The 21,923-nt window shown below is 66.8% G+C and carries 20 protein-coding genes; 3 read left to right on the top strand and 17 right to left on the bottom strand.

The window, feature by feature from the left end; translation table 11 throughout:
* Window positions 1-49 precede the first annotated feature (49 nt).
* Window positions 50-691, top strand: coding sequence for a hypothetical protein (locus AB4061_RS01055; protein WP_441630114.1), 642 nt, complete (start codon window positions 50-52; stop codon window positions 689-691).
* A gap of 108 nt (window positions 692-799) precedes the next feature.
* Window positions 800-1,114 carry a hypothetical protein gene (locus AB4061_RS01050; protein WP_441630112.1) on the top strand — a complete coding sequence of 105 codons (315 nt, stop codon included), beginning with the start codon at window positions 800-802 and terminating at the stop codon, window positions 1,112-1,114.
* A gap of 213 nt (window positions 1,115-1,327) precedes the next feature.
* Here AB4061_RS01050 and clpB read toward each other — a convergent pair whose 3' ends face one another.
* From clpB to AB4061_RS00995, 11 genes are all read right to left on the bottom strand, one after another.
* Window positions 1,328-3,916 carry an ATP-dependent chaperone ClpB gene (gene clpB, locus AB4061_RS01045; protein WP_441630110.1) on the bottom strand — a complete coding sequence of 863 codons (2,589 nt, stop codon included), beginning with the start codon at window positions 3,914-3,916 and terminating at the stop codon, window positions 1,328-1,330.
* Window positions 3,917-4,112: 196 nt separating this feature from the next.
* Entirely contained in the window at window positions 4,113-5,042 is a 930-nt protein-coding gene (locus AB4061_RS01040) for a MaoC/PaaZ C-terminal domain-containing protein (RefSeq protein WP_441630108.1), read from the bottom strand.
* The gene (locus tag AB4061_RS01035; RefSeq protein ID WP_441630106.1) at window positions 5,042-7,240 is read right to left on the bottom strand and encodes a D-(-)-3-hydroxybutyrate oligomer hydrolase; all 2,199 of its coding nucleotides are present in this window, start codon (window positions 7,238-7,240) and stop codon (window positions 5,042-5,044) included. The genes AB4061_RS01040 and AB4061_RS01035 overlap by 1 nt, the downstream gene beginning before the upstream one ends.
* An 88-nt stretch (window positions 7,241-7,328) precedes the next feature.
* Window positions 7,329-8,876, bottom strand: coding sequence for an acyl-CoA synthetase (locus AB4061_RS01030; protein WP_441630104.1), 1,548 nt, complete (start codon window positions 8,874-8,876; stop codon window positions 7,329-7,331).
* Window positions 8,877-8,938: 62 nt separating this feature from the next.
* A complete protein-coding gene (locus AB4061_RS01025) occupies window positions 8,939-10,015 on the bottom strand; it encodes a branched-chain amino acid ABC transporter permease (protein WP_043347191.1) in 1,077 nt (358 codons plus the stop codon).
* Between the two features lie 17 nt (window positions 10,016-10,032).
* The gene (locus tag AB4061_RS01020) at window positions 10,033-11,064 is read right to left on the bottom strand and encodes a branched-chain amino acid ABC transporter permease (RefSeq protein WP_441630102.1); all 1,032 of its coding nucleotides are present in this window, start codon (window positions 11,062-11,064) and stop codon (window positions 10,033-10,035) included.
* 76 nt (window positions 11,065-11,140) lie between these two features.
* Window positions 11,141-11,887, bottom strand: a complete 747-nt coding sequence (locus tag AB4061_RS01015) for an ABC transporter ATP-binding protein (protein ID WP_441630100.1) — start codon at window positions 11,885-11,887, stop codon at window positions 11,141-11,143.
* Window positions 11,880-12,704, bottom strand: coding sequence for an ABC transporter ATP-binding protein (locus tag AB4061_RS01010; protein ID WP_441630438.1), 825 nt, complete (start codon window positions 12,702-12,704; stop codon window positions 11,880-11,882). The genes AB4061_RS01015 and AB4061_RS01010 overlap by 8 nt, the downstream gene beginning before the upstream one ends.
* 20 nt (window positions 12,705-12,724) lie before the next feature.
* A complete protein-coding gene (locus AB4061_RS01005) occupies window positions 12,725-13,909 on the bottom strand; it encodes a substrate-binding domain-containing protein (RefSeq protein WP_441630098.1) in 1,185 nt (394 codons plus the stop codon).
* Between the two features lie 124 nt (window positions 13,910-14,033).
* Window positions 14,034-14,810: an enoyl-CoA hydratase/isomerase family protein gene (locus AB4061_RS01000; protein WP_441630096.1), complete on the bottom strand. Its 777-nt coding sequence runs from the start codon at window positions 14,808-14,810 to the stop codon at window positions 14,034-14,036.
* The gene (locus AB4061_RS00995) at window positions 14,807-15,412 is read right to left on the bottom strand and encodes a TetR/AcrR family transcriptional regulator (protein WP_441630094.1); all 606 of its coding nucleotides are present in this window, start codon (window positions 15,410-15,412) and stop codon (window positions 14,807-14,809) included. Before AB4061_RS00995 ends, AB4061_RS01000 begins: the two co-directional genes overlap by 4 nt.
* Window positions 15,413-15,641: 229 nt before the next feature.
* On the opposite strand from AB4061_RS00995, the gene AB4061_RS00990 reads away from it, so the two are divergent.
* Window positions 15,642-16,529, top strand: coding sequence for an alpha/beta fold hydrolase (locus tag AB4061_RS00990; protein WP_441630092.1), 888 nt, complete (start codon window positions 15,642-15,644; stop codon window positions 16,527-16,529).
* Here AB4061_RS00990 and crcB read toward each other — a convergent pair.
* The 6 genes from crcB to AB4061_RS00960 all read right to left on the bottom strand — a co-directional run bounded on the left by crcB (window position 16,511) and on the right by AB4061_RS00960 (window position 21,900).
* Window positions 16,511-16,891, bottom strand: coding sequence for a fluoride efflux transporter CrcB (gene crcB / locus AB4061_RS00985; RefSeq protein WP_441630090.1), 381 nt, complete (start codon window positions 16,889-16,891; stop codon window positions 16,511-16,513). The genes AB4061_RS00990 and crcB overlap by 19 nt on opposite strands.
* Entirely contained in the window at window positions 16,891-17,400 is a 510-nt protein-coding gene (gene moaE, locus AB4061_RS00980) for a molybdopterin synthase catalytic subunit MoaE (RefSeq protein ID WP_441630088.1), read from the bottom strand. The genes crcB and moaE overlap by 1 nt, the downstream gene beginning before the upstream one ends.
* A gap of 1 nt (window position 17,401) precedes the next feature.
* On the bottom strand, window positions 17,402-17,659 hold the full coding sequence (gene moaD, locus AB4061_RS00975; RefSeq protein ID WP_441630086.1) for a molybdopterin converting factor subunit 1: 258 nt from the start codon (window positions 17,657-17,659) through the stop codon (window positions 17,402-17,404).
* Between the two features lie 14 nt (window positions 17,660-17,673).
* Entirely contained in the window at window positions 17,674-18,915 is a 1,242-nt protein-coding gene (locus tag AB4061_RS00970; protein WP_441630084.1) for a molybdopterin molybdotransferase MoeA, read from the bottom strand.
* A 217-nt stretch (window positions 18,916-19,132) separates the two neighbouring features.
* Window positions 19,133-20,581, bottom strand: a complete 1,449-nt coding sequence (gene thrC, locus AB4061_RS00965) for a threonine synthase (RefSeq protein ID WP_441630082.1) — start codon at window positions 20,579-20,581, stop codon at window positions 19,133-19,135.
* An 8-nt stretch (window positions 20,582-20,589) separates the two neighbouring features.
* A complete protein-coding gene (locus AB4061_RS00960) occupies window positions 20,590-21,900 on the bottom strand; it encodes a homoserine dehydrogenase (protein ID WP_267603511.1) in 1,311 nt (436 codons plus the stop codon).
* Window positions 21,901-21,923: the final 23 nt, after the last annotated feature.

Genomic DNA, 21,923 nt, shown 5'->3' with positions numbered 1-21,923 from the left:
AATACCGATCGGGAAGCCGGTCGGGAAGCCGGTCGGGAAACCGCCGATCTTGCCGGCGATACTTCTGCCCGCCGCACTGGCGCTGGCACTCGGCCACAGCCACGACGGCTGGGCGGCGCCCCAGGCCGAGCAGCCCACGCTAAGCATCGAAGAGCGTGCGACAGAGCCGCCCCAGCTGTTCCCCCCGACTTACGATGAAGCGGTCACGGCGCTGATCCGTGCGTTTGACGTCGGCACCATCCTTGCGGCTGGCCTGGACCAGGCCTTTGCCAGGCTGCCGGCGAAAATCGGACCCATCCCCAAAGAGCGCTACACGCAATGCGCCCGCGCGAAGCTCTCGTCCGAGGTGGTCGAGGCGGCAGTCCGGCCCGCGCTGGTACCGGAGATCCAGGATGCCGGGCTGGCGATGCGGCTGGCGCGCTTGCTGGGCTCGCCGGTCGGGCGCAAGACCAAGGAGGCGGCGCTGTCGGGCAAGACGATGGCCGAGGCCGGCATTACGGGGGCCGACCTGCTCGAATTCAACCGCTTCATGGAGAACCCCGCATTGAAGGCCTTCCTTGAGCAGGGCGGGCTGCGCCGGGTCAAGGATGCCCTGACCCGTGCAATCAGGGTGGAAAGCAACTCGGCCTCGGACGCTTGCGTCAGGGAGCTGATGCCCCTGTACCGCCTCACCCACGAGCGCTCGGCCTGATGCCCCCTTGCGTCCGGCACGCCGTGAAATATCGTTACAGTTGTAATCCCCGGCAGTGCGGCGGCATGGCTAGAGTCAGCTTATTGCGACTGCAAGAAGAGGATCGACATGCAGCAAGCTAACTTCTACGCGCTGGGGCTTGGCGCATTTGTCCTGGCGCTCGCCCAGCCCGCATTGGCACGCGTCGATGTGGACCTGAACGTCGGCGTGCCTGCGCCGGTAGTGGTCGCGCCGGCCTACCCCGCGCCCGTGTATCAGGCGCCGCCCGCTTATCCCGCGCCCCCGCCGCCCGCTGCCTATCCCGCGCCGGCTCCGGTCTATGGGCCGCCTCCCGGGTATGTCGGATATGGGCCGCCAGTGGTGGTGGCGCCGGCGGTGGTGATCGGTTGGCACGGTGAGCGCTACTGGGATGGACGGCGCTAGTGGGGCCGCCGCGACTGGTATGCCTACCATCACCCCTACCGGCGCTGACGAGCGGATGTCCGGGATATCCGGGATGTCCGGGATGCGTGTGATGCAGGCGTTGCCTGAGGGTGGCGCGGATGCAACGGCCCGACCCGCATTTATTAACGTTGATTACAAAGAAAAACCGCCCCGGCAAAGGGGCGGTTTTCCGTTTTGGCGTGATGCCGTGCCTCAGTGGCCTTTCGGGCCGAAGGTGTACTCCCCATCGTGGTAATCCACCGGCACCACATCCTTGGCGGCGAACTTGCCTTCGAGGATGAGGCGCGCCACAGGGTTCTCGATCTGCTGCTGGATCGCGCGCTTGAGCGGACGCGCCCCGAACACCGGATCGTAGCCAGCGCTGGCGATCTTGGCGAGCGCTGCCTCGCTCACCTCCAGCGTCATGTCCATGCGCGCCAGCCGTGCCGTCAACCGCTCCAGCTGGATGCGGGCGATCGACTCGATATGCTGCTGGTCGAGCGAATGGAACACCACCACCTCGTCGATACGGTTCAGGAACTCGGGCCGGAAATGCGTCTTCACTTCCTGCCATACAGCGCCCTTGACCGCTTCGTGCGGCTCGCCGGCCATCGCCTGGATGATGTGCGAGCCCAGGTTCGAGGTCATCACGATCACCGTGTTCTTGAAGTCCACCGTGCGGCCCTGGCCGTCGGTCAGGCGGCCATCGTCCAGCACTTGCAGCAGCACGTTGAAGACGTCCGGGTGGGCCTTCTCGACTTCGTCGAGCAGGATCACGCTGTACGGCTTGCGCCGCACGGCCTCGGTCAGGTAACCGCCCTCTTCATAGCCCACGTATCCCGGCGGCGCGCCGATCAGCCGGCTCACGCTGTGCTTCTCCATGAACTCGCTCATGTCGATGCGGATCAGGTGGTCCTGCGAATCGAACAGGAACTCGGCCAGCGCCTTGCACAGTTCGGTCTTGCCCACCCCGGTGGGGCCGAGGAACAGGAACGAGCCATAGGGCTTGTTCTCGTCCGACAGGCCGGCACGCGAGCGCCGGATGGCGTCCGACACCAGGCGCACGGCCTCGTCCTGGCCCACCACGCGACGGTGCAGGTAGTCCTCCATCTGGATCAGCTTCTCGCGCTCGCCCTGCATCATCCGGGACACCGGAATGCCGGTCGCGCGGCTTACCACTTCGGCGATCTCCTCGGCGCCCACCTGCGTGCGCAGCAGCTTGTTGGGCTGCTTCTGCTCGCTGGCTTCGGCAACCGTGGCGGCCTTGAGCTTGCCTTCCAGTTCAGGCAGCTTGCCGTACTGCAGCTCGGCCACCTTGTCGAGCTTGCCTTCGCGCTGCAGGCGCGTGATCTCCAGGCGGATCTTGTCGATCTCCTCCTTGAGCGCGGCTGCGCCCTGGGCAGCACCCTTCTCGGCCTTCCAGATCTCTTCGAGGTCGGCGTACTCCTTCTCCAGGCGGCCGATTTCCTGCTCGATCAGTTCGAGCCGCTTCTTCGACGCCTCATCGGTTTCCCGCTTGACGGCCTCGCGCTCGATCTTGAGCTGGATGGTGCGGCGCTCGAGCTTGTCCATCACCTCCGGCTTGGAGTCGATTTCCATCTTGATGCGCGCGCCGGCTTCGTCGATCAGGTCGATGGCCTTGTCGGGCAGGAAGCGGTCGGTGATATAGCGATGCGACAGCTCCGCCGCCGCGACGATGGCCGGGTCGGTGATTTCCACGCCGTGGTGCAGCTCGTACTTCTCTTGCAAGCCGCGCAGGATGGCGATGGTGGCCTCCACGCTGGGTTCGTCGACCAGCACCTTCTGGAAGCGGCGCTCCAGCGCGGCGTCCTTCTCGATGTACTTGCGGTACTCGTCCAGCGTGGTGGCGCCGATGCAATGCAGCTCACCGCGCGCGAGAGCCGGCTTGAGCATGTTGCCGGCGTCGATGGCGCCCTCGGCCTTGCCGGCGCCGACCATGGTGTGCAGCTCATCGATAAAGACGATGGTCTGCCCTTCGTCCTTCGCGATGTCCGACAGCACGGCCTTGAGGCGTTCCTCGAACTCGCCGCGGTACTTGGCGCCGGCCAGCAGCCCCGCCATGTCGAGCACCAGCACGCGCTTGCTCTTGAGGCTTTCCGGCACTTCGCCGTTGACGATGCGCTGGGCCAGGCCTTCCACGATGGCGGTCTTGCCCACGCCCGGCTCGCCGATCAGCACGGGATTGTTCTTGGTGCGGCGCTGCAGGATCTGGATGGTGCGGCGGATTTCGTCGTCACGGCCGATCACGGGGTCGAGCTTGCCGATGCGGGCGCGCTCGGTGAGGTCCACGGTGTACTTCTTCAGCGCTTCGCGCTGGGTTTCGGCATCGGCGCTGTTGACCGAGTCGCCGCCGCGCACGGCTTCGATGGCGGTCTCGAGTGATTTGCGCGAGAGGCCGTTTTCACGCGCGATGCGCCCGGCCTCGCCCTTGTCATCGGCCACCGCGAGCAGGAACAGCTCACTGGCGATGAACTGGTCGCCGCGCTTGATGGCCTCTTTCTCGGTGGCGTTGAACAGCGCGCTGAGTTCGCGCCCGACCTGGACCTCGCTGGTGCCCTGCACCTGCGGCAGGCGCTTGATGGCGGCATCCAGCGCGGAGGTCAGGCCGCCGACGTTGACGCCGGCACGCGCCAGCAGCGCGCGGGCGGCGCCGTCGTTCTGCGCCAGCAAGGCGCGCAGCACGTGCAGCGGGTCGATGTATTGGTTGTCGTTGCCGATCGCCAGGCTCTGGGCATCGGCCAGCGCTTCCTGGAATCGGGTAGTCAGTTTGTCAAGTCGCATATAGGAGCCCTCTTTTTCGGATGAGTGCCCGATGCGGTAGGCAGGGTGCTTGCGCCCCGGCCTGCCGATCCCGCCACGCGGGCCGGACACTGGTGTCTGATCGAAAGATAAGGCTTTGCGCGTGCATTTCAAGGCCTGACTGCACGGCCCTTGATGTGGCGCAGGAAATACGTTGCGCCTTGGCCGCCACGCGGCCTCAGGCGGCCGCCAGCGACCGTTTGTCTTCCAGGTTGCGCACCAGCACCAGCGCCTCCCCGGCCAGCACCACGCGGCCATCGTCGCCGGTGACCACCGTGGCCAGGTTGACCAGGTCCTTGTCACCGCGCAGGCGCACGATGCGCACCGACGCGGTCAGCAGTTCGCCCAGCCGCGCGGGCGAGCGCAGCCGCAGCGACTGCTTCATCCAGCCAGTGCCGCGGCCCGGCAAGCGCGTGCCCAGCAGATCCGAGAACATGCCGGCCAGCAACGGCAGCGGCACGATGGTGCCCTCGAAGCCGCGGCTGTGGGCAAACACCGGGTCGGTATAGAAGGCATTGCCATCGTCGGTCAACGCCACGTATTCATCGATATCGCCCGCACTGAAGCTGCGTACCGCCGAAGCCTCCTGGCCGACGCTCAGGTGATAGAGCGTACGGTCGCCGGCGGGCTGCCCCGCAAGGTGCCCGGCGGATTGCCCAGCTTCGTCGGCATCCTGGCGCTGGGCCTCGGCCAGCGATTCCGCGCTGGCATCGACCAGCAGCACCGCGTCGCCATGCGCCGTAATCTGCTCATCGGTGACGGGCATGCGATTGCGCCCGCGCTGCACGCAGCGGACCGACGTATCCAGCGCGATCCGGTCCCGCCCGGGCGTTTCATTCAACACCAGCACGGCGGCCACACCATCGCCGACAAAGGTGGGACGCGGGAACATCAGCGTTTGCGCGATGGGCAGCACCGGCCGGGGGTTGCTGCGCTGCATCTGCGCGCACAGCAGCGAGAACAGGAACATGCCATGCGCGACCGTGGCGCCGAAATGCGTCGTGCGGGCGAACGCCGGATCACAGTGGATGGGGTTGTCATCGCGCGAGAGCGAGGCGAAGCGGTCGAAATCTTCTTGCGTCAGAACGCGTGGGCGGGATGCCTTCATTAGTTGGGTACCTCTACGGTGCTGCCGTTGACCGTGATCCGGTCCGCATCGGCGGGCGTTGCGGCAAACGGCGGCAGATTGGTGGGCAAGATGGTGGGTGCCGGCGACGCGGTGCCGCCGCGCGCGACCGTGCGCACCACCTGCGAGGGTGGCAGCGCGCGGCCGTTGGCGAGGTTGTCGTAGACCGCGTCGAGCGCCCGGTTCAGGTAGACGTGGAGCGGGATGAAGCGGTTGTCGTAGCCCGCTACCGCGCCGATGAAACTGTCGAAATGCTGGCCATTGGTGACTTCCATATAGGACAGCTTGCTGGTGCTGCCCTCCTGGAGCCGGTTGTAGCCGAGATACGGCCGCGACGTATGGTTGACCGGCAGCAGCGCATCGCTGCGCCCATGCACGATGATGGCCGGCTTGCCGTGCAGGTTGCCCGAGCGCAGCGTCTGGGCCAGGCCCGCCTGCAGCGCCTGGGCCTGCGCGCCGGTGCCGGTGAGCAGCCCGCGCAGGCAGCGCGCGYCGTCAAGGTTGGCGTCGGCCACATTGCTGCTCGGCGACTGGGAATAGATGTCGCGCAGCGGGCCACCGGGATTGTTGTCGTTGATCAGCTGCACGCCGGCCGCCGGCGGCACGCCGTTGCCCGTCGCGTACAGCACATTGAGCGTAGCCGGCGCAATCGCCGCCGGCGTCAGGACTGCCGTGCCGGTCGCGGCAAAGCTGAAGCCGCACAAGCGATCCGCCACGCCGGCCCGCGCGAGCGCGTTGGCAAAGGTCACCGAGACCGCATTGGCCACCTCGAACAGGGCCAGCGACGGATGGAGCGCATCGGACTCGGGCTCCCAGCCAAAGGCGTGCAGCGCTTGCAACGCGCTGGCGGCCTGGCTGGCGGCATCCGGCCCGGTCACCAGGCCCGCGTTGGCCAGCGACTGGCAGCGGTTGAGCGCCGGCTGCGCCAGCCCGACGGTGGGCAGCACGTACAGCGCCACACCCGGCGCATTCACCAGCGCGGCTGCCTGCGAGGTGCACAGCTGCAGCAGGTTGGCCGTGGTGGTGTAGTCATACAGCGGGCGCCCGGACAGGCTGACCGGCAGGCCGCCACGGGTGACGGCGACGCCCGTGTTGCTGGGCAGGTTGAGGTTCGGCTCGCCCACCGCCACGCCGTCGATCAGGCCCTGGGTGTCCTGCTCCGCCGCGGCAATCGCCGCGCCGCCGCCGTTGGACACGCTGGACGCGATCACCACGACCTTGTCCGGGCCCAGGCTGAGCTGGCGCGTGCCATCCGAGGCCACGTTGCCAAAGCGGTCGTTGATGGCCCAGATGGCGAAACTGGCGGCCTGCAGCGTGAACGTGCCCCAGTCCTTCTCGGGGTTGCGCTGCGAGTGCGCGTGCTTGAACGCCAGCCGGTGCGGCGCCAGCGCATTGAACGCGGCCAGGCTGGTGTTGGGAAACGGCGCGGCAAACTGCGCGTTGGCGCCGGCCGCCGCGCGGCTGGCGCGCGTGCCGTCGATCAGCGCAACGGTGTCGGTGTCCAGGTCGTGCGGCGCGGCGCCGGTGCCTTTGTCCGTGTAGGCAACGGCGCAGCCGCGCTTGAGTGCCCACTCGCCGGTGGAGATCGCGCCGTAGACGCCGCGCGAGCCGGATGACGTGGCAGTGATCAGGCACGGCTTGGCCACATTGAAGCTGTCGGGAATCTGCACCAGCATGGTTACGTTCTGCTGGCCGCTGCCATCGTCCGAGAAGGCCAGGTACTCGCGCCCCGCGACCTTGCCCTGCCCCGTCGTGACGTTGCCTTGCGCGTCCACATTGGGGCCATACAGCGAGCCATAGCCACCGCCCGCCGTGGTGTCCACCAGCGCGCGGTAGTTGGTGTAGATGGCGTAGCGGCGCAGCTCGGCCGCGGTGGGCGCGGCCGGATTCAGCGGCAACGGCGCGGTGGCGGAGCCCAGGCCATCCTTGCCGAGGCCGGCGGTGAGCAGGTCGTCCGTGTTGCCGTCGTAGGTCTTGATCGTGACCGTGCCGATATTGGCCGGCTTGGTATTCGGATTGGTGTTGCCACTGCTGGTGTGGTTATCGCCCGAGCCGCACGCCGCCAGCAACAGGCCCGCCGCTCCTGCCAGCGCCAGGCGCGCGCCGCATCTGGTCAAATCGCTATGCCCTGCAAGTCCGCGCAACATGTTGTGCCCCCTTATTGCATGCCGGCCCGGCATGCTGGATCGATCGGAACGCAATACAGAAACGGCAGAAACAAGATGTTCACGAGACAGCCACTGCATGACTTCACGCTGCGCGCCGCCCTCACTGCGGCTGGAAGCGCGCGCGCAGCTTGTGCTTTTCCACCTTGCCCGACGGCGTGCGCGGCAGCGCCTCGATCATCCGCACGTGGCGCGGCACCTTGTAGCTTGCCAGCGCGGCGCGGCAATGCGCGAGCACGCCTTCGGCATCGAGCGCCATGCCGGGCTTTGCCACCACCAGCGCCATGCCGACCTCGCCCCAGCGCGCATCGGCCACGCCGATGACGGCGGCCTCGGAGACGGCAGCAAGCTGAAACAGCACATTCTCCACTTCGGCCGGGTAGACGTTCTCACCGCCGGAGATAAACATGTCCTTGGCGCGGTCGACGATGTAGTAGTCGCCCTCCTCGTCCATGTAAGCGATATCGCCCGAGTGCAGCCAGCCGCCACGGATGGCGGCGCCGGTGGCCTCGGGCAGGTTCCAGTAGCCAGGCGTGACGCCGGGCCCCTTGATCAGCAGCTCGCCGCGCTCGCCGGGCGCCACGTCGCGGCCCTGCGGATCCACCACCCGCGTCAGCATGGAGCCGACCGGCTTGCCGATGGTGCCGATCTTGCGGCGCGCCGTGGCTTCGTCGCACACGAACACGGTTGGCCCGGTCTCGGTCATGCCAAAGCCGAAACAGATCGTCACGCCCTTGGCCAGGTAGGCCTCCAGCAGCGGCCGCGGCACCGCGGAGCCGCCCGCGGCCATATTGCGCACACGGGAAAAATCCGCCGCCGCGAAGCCGGCATGCTGGCTCAGGAACAGGTAGACCGCGGGCACGGCGAAGAACATGGTGATGCCCTCCCCGGCACTGGCATCGAGCTTGCGCAGCGTCACCTCGGCGTCGAACTGCCGCATGATGTGCACGGTACCGCCGGCATGCAGCACGGGATTGGCGTACAGGTTCAGCCCACCGGTATGGAAGAACGGCAGCACGTTCAGGAACACGTCGTCGCGCGTGATCTTGTTGGCCAGCATGGCGTTGACGGCATTGAAGAACACCATGCCGTAGGTCTGGATCACGCCCTTGGGCTGTCCCGTGGTGCCCGAGGTGTAAAGCAGGTGCCAGACCTCGTGCTCGTCGCGGCACGGCATCTCGATGACGCGCCCGGAACTACCCGCCAGCATCGCCTCATACTCGGTCCAGCCGCCCGGCACATCCGCGCTCTCGTCGTCGGCCAGGTGCAATACCGCGCGCAGCGGCAAGGCGCCGGCAAGCGCGGCAGCGGTGGCGAGAAAGCCGTCGCCGGCCACAAGCACGTCGGGCGAGCAGTCGCGCAGGATCGGCAGCAGCTCCGCCGCCGCCAGCCGCCAGTTCAGGCAGACCATCACCATGCCGGCCTTGGCACAGCCATAGAGCATCTCGAAATAGTCCGAGCTGTTGTGGGCCAGCACGGCCACGCGGGCCCCGGGCGCCAGCCGCAGGCGCTCGCCCAGGTATTCCGCGAAGCGGCTGGCGCGCTCGTCGAATTGCCGGTAGGTTACCGTGCGGCCGCTCTCCACGTCGACCAGCGCGACTTTGTCCGGCATATGGAGGGCATTCTTGTGCAGCCAGTCGACTACGTACATGGCCTGGAATCTCCGCTTGTGGATGCTCTTGTTATCTTGCTAGCTTTGTATCGCATGCAGGTCTACGACGCCACCTCGTGCTCGGCACGGTCGCCGCGCAGCCGCCCGACAATGCCTTGCGGGAAGTAATACACGCTGAGGATGAACAGCAGGCCGAGCCACAGCAGCCAGCGGTCCGGATGCAGCAGCCCCGACAGCAGTGGGATCGCCGCGGTGGCATCGCTCGCCAGCTTCATCACGTCCTGCAGGTAGGTCTGCGCCACAAGGAACAGCGTGGTGCCGATCAGCGCGCCATACAGCGTGCCCATGCCGCCGATCACCACGATCAGCAGGATGTCGACCATGATCTCGAAGGACAATGAGGTGTCCGGGCCGTTGTAGCGCAGCCAGAGCGCCATCAGCACCCCGGCCAGCGTGGCAAACCCGGCCGACAGCACGGTGGACACGGTACGGTACACCACGGTGCGGTAGCCGATGGCCTCGGCCCGGAAATCGTTCTCGCGGATCGCCTGCAGCACCCGGCCGAACGGCGAGTTCACCACGCGCAGCAGCAACAGGAACAACACCAGCGCACTCGCAAACACGAAGTAATAGGAGAACAGCTTGCCGTTGAGCGGCACGCCAAGCCACTCGGCGTCGCCCAGCGAAAAGCCCGGCGTGAACACCTCCGGCACCTTGAAGCTGATGCCATCCTCGCCGCCGGTCCACTCGGAGAGCTGCGACACCAGCGTGGCAAAGGCGGTGGCCACCGCCAGCGTGATCATGGCAAAGAAGATCGCCCTGACCCGCAGCGAGAACAGCCCGATCAGGAAGGCCAGCAGCATCGACACCAGCAGCGCGCCCAGCGTGCCGAGCGCCAGCGCGCCCCACCCCGGCTCCAGCCGCGACATGGCGATCGCCACGCCATAGCCGCCAATGCCGAAGAACATGGTGTGGGCAAAGGAGACGATGCCGGTATAGCCGAGCAGCAGGTCGTAGCTGGCCACCAGCACCACGAAGATGCAGATCTTGGCCGCCATATTGAGCGCGCGCGCACCGGGAAACAAGAAAGGCGCGCACGCCAGCGCCAGCAGCATGGCGACCAGGATCACGGTCAGCACGCGGCTTCGTGGCAGGTCGCCGGAAAGCAGTCGGGTCATGGTTTTTTCCTGGGCGCTCAGCGCTTGGCTACCGGGTAAAGGCCCTGCGGACGCCACAGCAGGATCATCACCATCAGCAGGATGTTCGAGAACAGCGCCACCTTGGGAAACAGGAAGCCGGTGTAGTTGGCCATCAGGCCCACCAGCAAGGCGCCGACAAAGCAGCCGGTGGTGGAGCCGAGCCCGCCGATGATGATCACGATAAAGATCAGCACATTGACCTGGGCACCGATGGACGCGGTAATGTTCTGCTGGTACAGCCCCCACAGCACGCCGCCCATGCCGGCCAGCCCCGCCCCCACCACGAACACGCCGATGAACAAGAGCCGGATGCGGTAGCCGAGCGACTCCACCATCTCGCGGTTCTCCACCCCGGCGCGGATCAGCAGGCCGATGCGCGTGCGGTTGAGCACCAGCACCATGGAGATAAAGATCACCAGCCCGAGCACCACGGCGATGAGCCGGTACTTCTCGATGGCCGCGTCGCCCAGCAGCACCGCGCCGCGGAAGGTGGTGGGCACCTGCAGCGCGATGGTCTCGGCACCCCAGATCGCCTTGATCAGCTGCTCGGCCACGATCATGCCGCCCATGGTGATCAGGATCTGCTTGAGGTGCTGGCCGTAGACCGGGCGCACCACGATGCGCTCGAACAGCAAGCCGATGGCGCCCGCCGCCGCCATCGCCGCCAGGATGGCCAGGCCAAACACCGCCAGGTTGAGCCACAGGCTGTCCGCCTCGACCCAGGCGCCCAGCGGCAGCAGCACGGATGCCGCCACATAGGCCCCCAGCGCGATAAACGCGCCGTGCCCAAAGTTGAGCACGTCCATCAGCCCAAACACCAGCGTCAGGCCCGACGACACCACGAACACGATCATGCCCATGGCAAGGCCGGCGATGGTCAGCGTAAGCCAGGTCGAACCGCTGCCGATCAAGGGATAGGCCAGCAGCATCAGCAGCGGCGCCAGCGCCAGCGGGGTCCAGTCGAGCCGGACCTTGGGCAGGTCGGCCGGCGTTGCCGGGGTGGTGGGTAAGGAGCTTGTACTCGCCATTGTCTCGGTCCTGACGATATCTTGTTATGTGTCTTGTCTTGCTGGTCGCTATCGATGACGCGCTATTGATGACGCGCTACTGGTGCGCCGCCAGCGACAAGCCGAGTAGCCGCTGCTGCAGGCTTTCGTCCCCCGCCAGCGCTGCCATCGTGCCCGTATGCACCACGCGCCCGTCATCCATCACGGCGACGGTGTCCCCCACCGACTTTGCCATGTGGAAGTTCTGCTCCACCAGCAGGATCGATACGTCCGTCTGCTTGAGCTCGCGGAACACCGTGATCATGTTCTGGATGATGGCAGGCGCCAGGCCCTTGGTCGGCTCGTCCACGATCAGCAGCTTGCGCGGCTCGATGATGGCGCGCGCCACCGACAGCATCTGCTTCTGCCCGCCGGACAGCACGCCGGCGCGCTGGTGCCAGAAGATCTTCAACGCGGGAAACATGCGGAACACCCAGTCGAGCCGCTGCCCGTCGATCGCGCCGCTGCGCGCGGCCAGCCGCATGTTCTCGGCCACCGTCAGCTCGGAGAACACGCTCATGTTCTCCGGCACATAGGCGATGCCGGCCTGCGCGATGGCGGGCGTGCCGCGGCGCGTGATGTCGGCCCCGTCGAACACGATCCGCCCTTCGCTAGCCTGCCACAGGTTCATGATGGTGCGCAGCGTGGTGGTCTTGCCCGCGCCGTTGCGCCCCAGCAGCATGGTCACGCCGCCGCGCGGCACGGCAAAGCTCACGCCGTGCAGGATGTGATACGGCCCGATATGCGTCTGCACGCCATCCAGGCTCAGGATGGGTGCTGCGGGTGCTGCCGGTGCTTCAGCCATGACTGCCCTCCTGCTGCGCGCTTTCATCGCCGGCAGCGATGCCCAGGTACGCCTGTTGCACGATCGGCGAGGCGATCACCTCGGCCGGATCGCCGTCGGCCATCAGGTTGCCGTTATGCAGCACGATGATGCGGTCGGCCAGCGAGCGCACCACATCCATCTTGTGCTCCACCAGCAGCACCGTCTTGCTCTTGTCGCGCTTGATCTCCTGGATCAGGCCCAGGATCACCGGCACCTCGTCCACGCTCATGCCGGCGGTCGGCTCGTCGAACATGAAGATGCGCGGCTGCAGCGCCAGCAGGATGCCCACCTCCAGCTTGCGCTGGTCACCGTGCGGCAAAGAGGCCACCGGCAGGTGGCGCTTGTCGGCCAGGGCCACCCGTTCGAGACAGTCCTCGGCCTGCTCGCGGACCGCGCGGTTTGCGCTCCACACGCTCCACAGATCCAGCCCGATGCGCCGGCGCGACTGCACCGCCAGGCGCACGTTCTCGAACACCGACAGATTGGGAAACAGGCTGGTCAGCTGGAAGGCGCGGCCAATGCCGCGCAGCGCCTTGTGCGGCACCGGCAGGCGCGTCACGTCCTCGCCGCCGAGCAGGATCTGCCCGGCGCTGGGCGGCAACTGACCCGAGATCAGGTTGAAGTACGTGGTCTTGCCGGCCCCGTTGGGGCCGACGATGCAGGTCAGCTCGCCGGGATGAAACGCGCAGGACACCGCGTTGACCGCCACGTGGCCGCCAAAGCGGATGGTGAGATCTCGCGTCTCGAGCGCGGGCGGCCCCGCCACCGCCCGCGAGAGCGCTGCCGTTGTATCGATGGAAGAGGCGCCCACTGTCATCACCGCTTGTTGCGGATCGGCACGTTCATTTCTTCCGGCTTGATCTCGCGGACCAGCTCGGGCACCCCCCAGGCGAACGCGGGATCGACCTTGATCTTGAAGTGGTACATCGACTGCAGCGCCTGGTGATCGTCCTTGCGGAAGGTCATCTTGCCCTTGGGCGTCTCGAACGACATGCCCTCCATCGCGCCGATCAGCTTCTCGGTGCCGGTGTCGCCATTGGTCTTCTTGAGCGCCTCTACCAGCGCGATGCCAGCCGTCATGCCGCCGGCGGTGAAGAAATCGGGTGGCGACTTGAACTTGGTGTAGTGGTTGGACACCAGCCACTCGTTGGCCTTGTTCTTGGGAATGCCGAAGTAGTAATACGTCGCGCCTTCCATGCCAGGGAAATTCTTGTAGTTGCTCATGGCGGGCAGGATATTGCCGCCGGTGGCGATCTCGATGCCGTAGCGCTTCGGATCGAGGTCGGCAATCTTGAACGGGTTGCCGGCGCCCGCCCAGATGATGAAGATGATCTTGCGGCCCGGCTTGTCCTTGAGCGAATCAAACAAGCGCTGCGCCCCGGCGGTAAAGTCCGTCGTGTTGGTCGGCAGGTATTCCTCGTGCACGATCTTGGCGTTCTTGAGCGCGCCCTTGAAGGCCTTCACGCCGTCACGGCCGAAGGCGTAGTCCTGCGCCAGGGTGGCGATCTGCACGCCAGGCTTGTCCAGCGCCACGGCGTTGGAGATGGCATCCTGCGACGAATTGCGGCCCGTGCGGAAGATGTAGCGGTTCCACTTCTCACCGGTGATGGAATCCGCCACGGCGGGCTCGACCAGCAGGATCTTCTTGTACTCCTCGGCCACCGGCAGCATCGCCAGCGCCGTGCCGGAGGACGTCGGCCCCACGGCGATGTCCGCGCGATCGTCGCTATACGCCGCGGCAAGCTGGGCCTTGGCCACGTCGGGCTTGCCCTGGGTGTCCTTCTCCATCACCACCAGCTTGTTGCCGTTGACCATCATGGTGCCGTTGGTGGCGTAATCCAGCCCCATCATCAGCCCGGTCTGGGTCTGCTTGGCATAGGCCTCGAGCGCCCCGGTCTTGTCGTAGACGTGGGCGATGCGGATATCCTTGGCAAGGGCGCCGCCGGCGGCCAGCAGGCTGGCCAGTGCGATGACGCCAGCGGCTTGGTGCTTGAATTGCATACTTGTCTCCTCTAAGGGTGTCGCTTGTCGTTGCAAGTGCAGATCCTGCCTGCTTGTTGCTGCTTCGCTTTCCTGTACTCTTTCCTGCGCTCCTTCCTGCCGTCCTGCCTTTCCGTTTGCAGCCTTAGCCTGGCCCATCGCCAAGGAAGCGGCGCATGCCTGCCGCCGCCTCGGCGCTCGTCACCTGCGCCACGAACGCCACGCGCTCGCGCTCAAGCCCAGCGGCCAGCGCATCGGCATCCCAGCGCAGCAGCGCGCGCGTATGCGCCACGCTGCCGGGTACCTTGTCCTTCAGGCCGGCCGCCAGCGACAGCGCCATCGCCTCGGCCTCGCGGGCTGGCGCGAGATGCGTCGCCAGGCCCAGTGCCACGGCCTGGCTGGCCGTCAGCGTGGTGTTCTCAAGCTGGATCGCCCGCGAGCGCGCGGCGCCGATCAGTTGCGGCAGCATCGCCGTCCAGCCACCGTCCGGGCTGAATCCCACCACGGTGTAGTAAGGCGCAATGCGCGTGCCCTCGCCCAGCACCGTCATGTCGCAGGCCAACACCAAACCCAGCGAGCCCCCCGTCAGCCAGCCCTCCACCGCCGCGATCACCGGGCAGCGCAGCGCCGCCAGGCGCAGGATGGCTGCGTTGAGCAGGCCGAGCAGGCGCTGCGCATACTGCGCCAACTCCGCGCTTTGCGGCACGAAGGCGGCAAAAGCACCGACATCGCCGCCCGTGGAAAACGAGCGCCCCGCATGGCTCAGCACCACGGCGCGCACATCCGGGTCCGCCTCCGTGCGCGCCAGCGCGGCCAGCAGCGCTTCGAGCAGTTCCGGCACCAGGCTGTTGTGCCGCTCGGCGCGATTGAGCCGAAGCACGGCCGTGCTGCCAACACGTTCGACCAGCACCAACGCGCTCATCGCGCCGCCAGCCCGTGCGAGATCATGTCGAAGGCCGTATCGACCACCTTGTCCATCGACGCCGGCCGTTTCCACAGCGCGTAGCGCATGCCCAGGAAATTACTGATGCCGATCAGGCACCACGCCCGCACTTCGGCGTCGCCCGGCGAGATCTCGCCCTGCTCCTCGGCCTTGCCCAGGCGCCGGCTGTAGACGTCGGCGAACACCTGGAAGTAACTGCTGTAGATGGTCTCGTCAACCGAGTAGGAATCGAGCACGATGCGGTACAGATTCTTGTGGCGCGCGACGAAGGACAGGAACGCCTTGAGCCCGAGCCGCTCGGCCTCGATCTGCGTCTGCGCTGGCCCCACGTGCTTGCGCAGGTGAGCCCGCACCAGTTCCAGCATGTGCTGCACCAGCGCGCGGAAGATGTCTTCCTTGTCCTTGAAATAGAGATAAAAGGTGCCCATGGCCACCTCTGCCTCCTGCGTGATCTCGGAGATCGAAGCCACGTAGTAGCCCTTCTCGCCGAACACTTTCTCGGCGGCGCGCAGCAGCGCTTCGCGGGTCTTCTGGCCGCGCGCGGTCTTGGGCTGGCTTACGCCGGATTCGGTAAGGGACATCGGGGCTCCGCAGTGGCTGGTCAGGCCGGAAAACAGCAGTCAGGCAGCGGTATTGCACCGCGGAAACTGCCTCCTCCGGCGACCCTCAAAACATGATAACTGATTCATGTTTCATGATATAAAGTTAGCGATCCGTATGTCAATACATGGCTTACCCGGAGCCTTGGCCACGCACGTGGCCAGGCCGGATACCCAGACTGCAAGTTCGCCATTGGATGCTTTGCACGCGATGACTAACGCCGAGCCCGCCCCCGCCTTCGATAGCCACCCTGCTCGCGGTTCGCGGCCCGGCTGGCGGGAGGCCGGCACTGGCCGGGCACTGCTGTTGCTGCATGGCTGGTCGCTATCCGGCGAGGCGTTCGACGGCCAGCGCGCGCTGGCGCGTGACGGCTATCGTGTCATCGCCCCGGATCATGCGGGGCATGGCTTGTCTGCTGCACTGCCGCACGCCGGACAAGCCAGCCTGGCGCAGCTTGCCGCCGATGCCGCCGGGTTGATCGGGCACCTGGGGTTGCGGGACGTGGTGGTGATTGGGTGGTCGATGGGCGCCATGGTGGCCTGGGAATTGATGCGCGGGGACCCCGCCCTGCCCCTGGCGGCAATCGGCGCCATCGACATGACACCGCGGCTGGCCAGCGCGGCGGACTGGCCGCATGGCCTGCATGCGCACTACGACACCGCGCAGGCAGCCCACATGGCCGCGCACGTGCGCCGGGACTGGCCGCGCCTGATCGATTCGGTGCGCGCCGGCTTATGGGCCGCCGGCAGCAAGCCCGATACGCACGAGACAGGCCGGATCGCCCGCATCATGCGCCAGTGCGCGCCGGATGCGCTTGCCGCGTTGTGGGAAGACATGGCCCGCCAGGATTACCGCCCGGCATTGCGCCAGGCTCGCCTGCCTTTATTCCATCTGGTTGGGGAGCGCAGCCGCCTCTACGCGCCGGCGGTGGGACAGGCCACGCTGGCACTGCAGCCGGCTGCCCGGCTTGTCACCCTCGACGGCACCGGCCATGCCCCGCACATGGAGCGGCCGGCTGCCTTCAACGCCGCGCTGGCGGAGATGCTTGCGTGGCTGGATTCATTGGATTCAGCAGGCGCTCAGGCCAGCAGCCGGTAGGTCCACAGGCCCAGCACGGTCAGCAGCAGCGAGCCGCCAAGGTGCGTCAGCAGGTGCACCGCTGCCCAGCCATAGTCGCCAGCCATCAGGTTGCCCACGACCTCGCTGGAGAACGTGGAAAACGTGGTCAGTCCGCCCAGGAAGCCAGTCACCGCCAGCAAGCGCCATTCGGGCGACAACTCCACATGCGCACCGAAGAATCCCACCGCCAGCCCGATCAGGTAACCGCCAACCAGGTTGGCCGCCAGTGTCCCATAGGGCAATGCCGGGTTGGCGGCATTCCACAGCACAGAGAACGCCCAGCGCAGCCAAGCCCCTGCCGCGGCCCCGACCCCGACCGCCACAAAACCGAGCGCGCCCATCAGCGCTTGAGACCCGAGGGCTCCACCGGCTCCGCCTCGCCGCCGGCATTGAGCGAGCGAATGCCCCAGCGCGCCAGCGCGGACGCATCGGTCACGCGCGCGTCGACCCAGCGCGCGCCCTCCGGCGTCTGCTCCTTCTTCCAGAACGGCGCCTCCGACTTGAGGTAATCCATGATGAATTCGCAAGCGGCAAAGGCATTGCCGCGATGGGCGGAGGCCACCGCCACCAGCACGATCTGGTCCAGCGGCAACAAGGGGCCGACGCGGTGCACGATGGTGACGCCAAGCAGCGCCCAGCGCTCCCGCGCCACCGCTTCGATCCGGGCCAGCGCCTTTTCGGTCATGCCGGGATAGTGCTCCAGCTCCATCGCGCTGACCGCGCTGCCGTCGTTCATGTCGCGCACCGTGCCAACAAAGCTGGCCACCGCGCCCACGCCTGGCTGATCACGGCGCAGCGCCGCCACCTCGGCACCCAGGTCGAAATCCTCTCGCTGTACTCTGACGCTCATCTCAGCCTCCGGTCACGGGGGGGAAAAACGCCACTTCGCAGCCCTCGGCCAACACGCTGTCCGCACTGGCCACCTCGTGGTCCACGGCCATGCGCAAGGCACGGCCCTCGGCCAGCACCTCGGCCCAGGCGCCGCCGCGGGCTCCGAGCCAACGGCGCAGGTCCGCCACGGTAACCACCTCGGCCGGCACCGCGACGCGCTCCTGCCCCAGGCTCAGCTGCTCGCGCACGCTGGCAAAAAAACGGAGTTCGATGTTCATGGCGGTCTCGCTCCTCATGCCAGCAGGCCGTCAAAGGCGATGAACTGCACGGTATCGCCCCGCGCGATCGGCTGGTTGGGCGGGTTGTCGACCAGGCCCTCGCCCCACACCGTGGAAGTGAGCACACCCGAGCTCTGGTTGGGGAACAGGTCTAGCCCGCCGGCCTGGTTCAGGCGCACGCGCAGGAACTCGTTGCGGCGGTCGCCCTTGGGTAGGTCGAAATCGGCACGCAGCGGCAGCCGGCGCGGCATCACGTCCTGCACGCCTTGCAGCCGCAGGATGAAAGGCCGCACGAACAGCAGGAAGGTGACGAAGCTCGAGACCGGATTGCCCGGCAGCCCCAGGAAAAATGCCGGTGCCTGCTCACCGCGCGCCACCTCGCCGAACGCCAGCGGCTTACCCGGCTTGATAGCAATCTGCCACAAGGTGAGCCGGCCTTCGGCCTCGACTGCCGGCTTGATATGGTCTTCCTCGCCCACCGAGACACCGCCCGAGGTGATGATCAGGTCGTGCCCCTCGGCGGCCCGGCGCAGCGTGTCTCGCGTGGCAGCCAGGGTGTCGGGCACGATGCCGAAATCGCTGACCTCGCAGCCGAGGTTTTCCAGCAGCCCGCGCAGCGTGAATCGGTTGGAGTTGTAGATGGCGCCCGGCTTGAGCGGCTCGCCCGGCATGGCGAGCTCGTCGCCGGTAAAGAACACAGCCACCTTGACGCGCCGCACCACGTCCAGCGACGCCTGCCCCACCGAGGCCGCCAGACCCAGCGCCTGCGGCGTCAGCCGCGTGCCGGCAGGCAGGATCACGCTGCCGGCACGGATGTCCTCGCCGGCCCGGCGGATCCACTCGCCCGGCAGCGGCATGTGATTGACGATCACATCCTCACCCTGCGCCACGCACTGCTCCTGCATGACCACCGCGTCGCCCCCCTGCGGAATCAGCCCACCGGTAAAGATGCGCGCCGCCGTGCCGGCCGCCAGCGCCGTGCCGACATAGCCGGCGGGGATGCGCTGGGCCACCCGCAGGCGGGTGCCGGGCGCCGCCAGGTCGGCGCTGCGCACCGCGTAGCCGTCCATCGAGGTGTTGTCAGCCGGCGGCACGTCCAGCGTGCTCGACACCGGCGCGGCCAGCACGCGGCCATTGGCGTCGAGCGTGGCGATGCGCTCTGCCTCGGCGAGCGGGCGGGCGCCAGCCAGCAGGGCTTCGAGGGCCTGGGCCATGGTCAACATGGGGGGACGGGCGGGCGCGGCGGCTTGGGTCATGAGGAAAACGGGTAAGTGAGACAGCGTAGTCAGCGTAAGCAGCGTAGGCAGTGTCAGACCGCGAACCCATGACCATGCAGCGCCCATGGGAAACGGCCCGCGTACCGCCCCCGATACATCCGGAGCAATGCGAGGGCCGTGCGATTTCTGCTCGGCAAGTCTGATTGTAGCGAGTTGGCGCGCTGCCGGCAGGAACACCGCCGGCAGCGGCCGGGGCTTACAGGCCGGTGTGGCCGGCGATGTAGGCCTTGATCCGGTCGGCATCCGCCGGCATCACCTCGAAGCGCTGCGGCAGGTTTTCGATGCCTTCGAAGGCTGCCGGACGCTCCGGCTCATGGCCAAGCGCCTCGCGGATGGTATCGGCGAACTTGGCCGGCAGCGCGGTCTCCAGCACCAGCATCGGCACGCCGGGCGTGAGATGCTCGCGCGCGACCTTGATGCCATCGGCGGTGTGGGTGTCGATGGTGATGCCGTAACGCTCGGACAAGTCGCGGATGGTGGCGAGGCGATCTTCGTGCGTGCTGCGGCCCGAAACGAAGCCGAAGGCGCGGATGCGCTCGAATTCCGGCGTGCCGGACAGGTCGAAGCCGCCCTTGGTGTCGACGTCTTCGCGGAACATCTTGGCCAGCTTGTCGCCATCGCGGCCCAGCAGGTCGAAGACAAAGCGCTCGAAGTTCGACGCCTTCGAGATGTCCATGCTCGGGCTGGAGGTGTGATACGTCTCGGCCGACTTGCGCACGCGGTAGGTACCGGTGCGGAAGAACTCGTCGAGCACGTCGTTCTCGTTGGTGGCAACCACCAGCTTGTCGATCGGCAGGCCCATCATGCGCGCGATATGGCCGGCGCAGACGTTGCCGAAATTGCCCGACGGCACGCAGAACGAGACCTTCTGGCCCGGTCCGTCGGTAGCCAGCAGCCAGCCCTTGAAGTAGTACACCACCTGGGCCACCACGCGTGCCCAGTTGATCGAGTTGACCGTGCCGATCTTCTGGCGAGCCTTGTAGCCGAGGTCGTTGGAGACCGCCTTGACGATGTCCTGGCAGTCGTCGAACACTCCGTCCACCGCCAGGTTGAAGATGTTGGGGTCCTGCAGGCTGAACATCTGCGCGGTCTGGAACGCGCTCATCTTGCGGTGCGGGCTGAGCATGAACACGCGAATGCCGCGCTTGCCCCGCATGGCGTATTCCGCCGCGCTGCCGGTATCGCCGGAGGTAGCGCCCAGGATGTTCAGCTCCTGTCCGGCACGCGCGAGTGCGTACTCGAACAGGTTGCCGAGCAACTGCATGGCCATGTCCTTGAAGGCCAGCGTGGGGCCGTTGGACAGGCCCAGCAGTTGCAGCGGCGTGCCGCCCTCTTCGCCCAGCGTGCGCAGCGGGGTGATGTCGGCGGTGTTGTCGCCGGGGCGGGCGTTGCAGTACACCTCGGCGGTGTAGGTCTTGCGCGTCAGGGCGCGCAGGTCCTCGGCCGGGATGTCATCGCAGAAGCGGGACAGGACTTCGAAGGCGAGATCGGCGTATGACAGCTTGCGCCAGGCTTCCAGCTCGTCGGCCGTGACCTGCGGGTACTCCCGGGGCAGGTACAGGCCGCCGTCCGGCGCCAGGCCGCCCAGCAGGATCTCGGAGAAGGTTTGCGGCATCTCATGGCCGCGCGTCGACTGGTATTTCATCGGTGCGTTCAGTTCAGTTCTTCCATGCGCAGGCGCGTGACGGCCGACAGCACGGTCGGCAGCGCCTCGATCTTGGCGATGGCGGCGTTGACCTGCTTCTCGAGCGTGAGGTGCGAGAGCATGATGATGTCGGTCTGCGGCTCGCCTTCGCGCGATTCCTTCTGCAGCATGGCATCGATGGAGATGCCGGCATCAGCCAGGATGCGGGTGATGTCGGCCAGCACGCCGGTCTCGTCCGCCACGCGCATGCGCAGGTAGTACGAGCTGGTGACTTCCTCGATCGGCAGCACCGGCACGCTCGACAGCGCATCGGGCTGGAACGCTAGGTGAGGCACGCGGTGCTCGGGGTCGGCGGTGTGCAGGCGGGTCACGTCGACCAGGTCGGCGATCACGGCCGACGCGGTCGGCTCGGCGCCAGCGCCCTTGCCGTAGTACAGCGTGGCGCCCACGGCGTCACCTTGCACCAGCACGGCGTTCATGGCGCCTTCCACGTTGGCGATCAGGCGCTTGGCCGGCACCAGCGTCGGGTGCACGCGCAGCTCGATGCCGTTTTCGCGGCGGCGCGTCAGGCCCAGCAGCTTGATGCGGTAGCCCAGCTCTTCCGCATAGCGGATATCCACGGCCGACAGCTTGGTGATGCCTTCCACGTAGGCCTTGTCGAACTGCACCGGCATGCCGAAGGCGATCGAGCTCATCAACGTGATCTTGTGCGCGGCGTCGATGCCTTCGATGTCGAAGGTGGGATCGGCCTCGGCATAGCCCAGCGCTTGCGCTTGCTTGAGCACGGTGTCGAAGTCCAGGCCCTTGTCGCGCATTTCCGACAAGATGAAGTTGGTGGTGCCGTTGATGATGCCGGCGATCCATTCAATGCGGTTGGCGGTCAGGCCTTCGCGCAGCGCCTTGATGATGGGGATGCCACCGGCCACCGCGGCTTCGAAGGCGACGATCACGCCCTTCTTGCGCGCGGCTTCGAAGATCTCGTTGCCATGCACGGCCAGCAGCGCCTTGTTGGCGGTGACCACGTGCTTGCCGTTCTCGATGGCCTTGAGCACCAGCTCGCGGGCAATGCCGTAGCCGCCGATCAGCTCGATCACGATGTCGATCTCGGGGCGGGTGACGACCTCGTTGGCGTCGGCCACCACCTCGACCTGCCCACCGGTCAGCTCGCGGGCGCGCTCGGTGTTGAGGTCGGCCACCATGGCAATCTCGATGCCGCGCCCGGCGCGGCGGCGGATTTCTTCCTGGTTACGTTGCAGCACATTGAACGTGCCGCTACCGACGGTACCGATGCCAAGCAGGCCTACTTTGATGGGATTCATGGACGATCTGACTCTGAGTTGCT

Origin of the sequence: Cupriavidus sp. YAF13, from assembly GCF_052113425.1 — a bacterium.
In the GTDB taxonomy this organism is placed as follows: domain Bacteria; phylum Pseudomonadota; class Gammaproteobacteria; order Burkholderiales; family Burkholderiaceae; genus Cupriavidus.
Note: the sequence above shows the minus strand (reverse complement) of the source record. Positions and strands in the feature narration are given on the sequence as shown.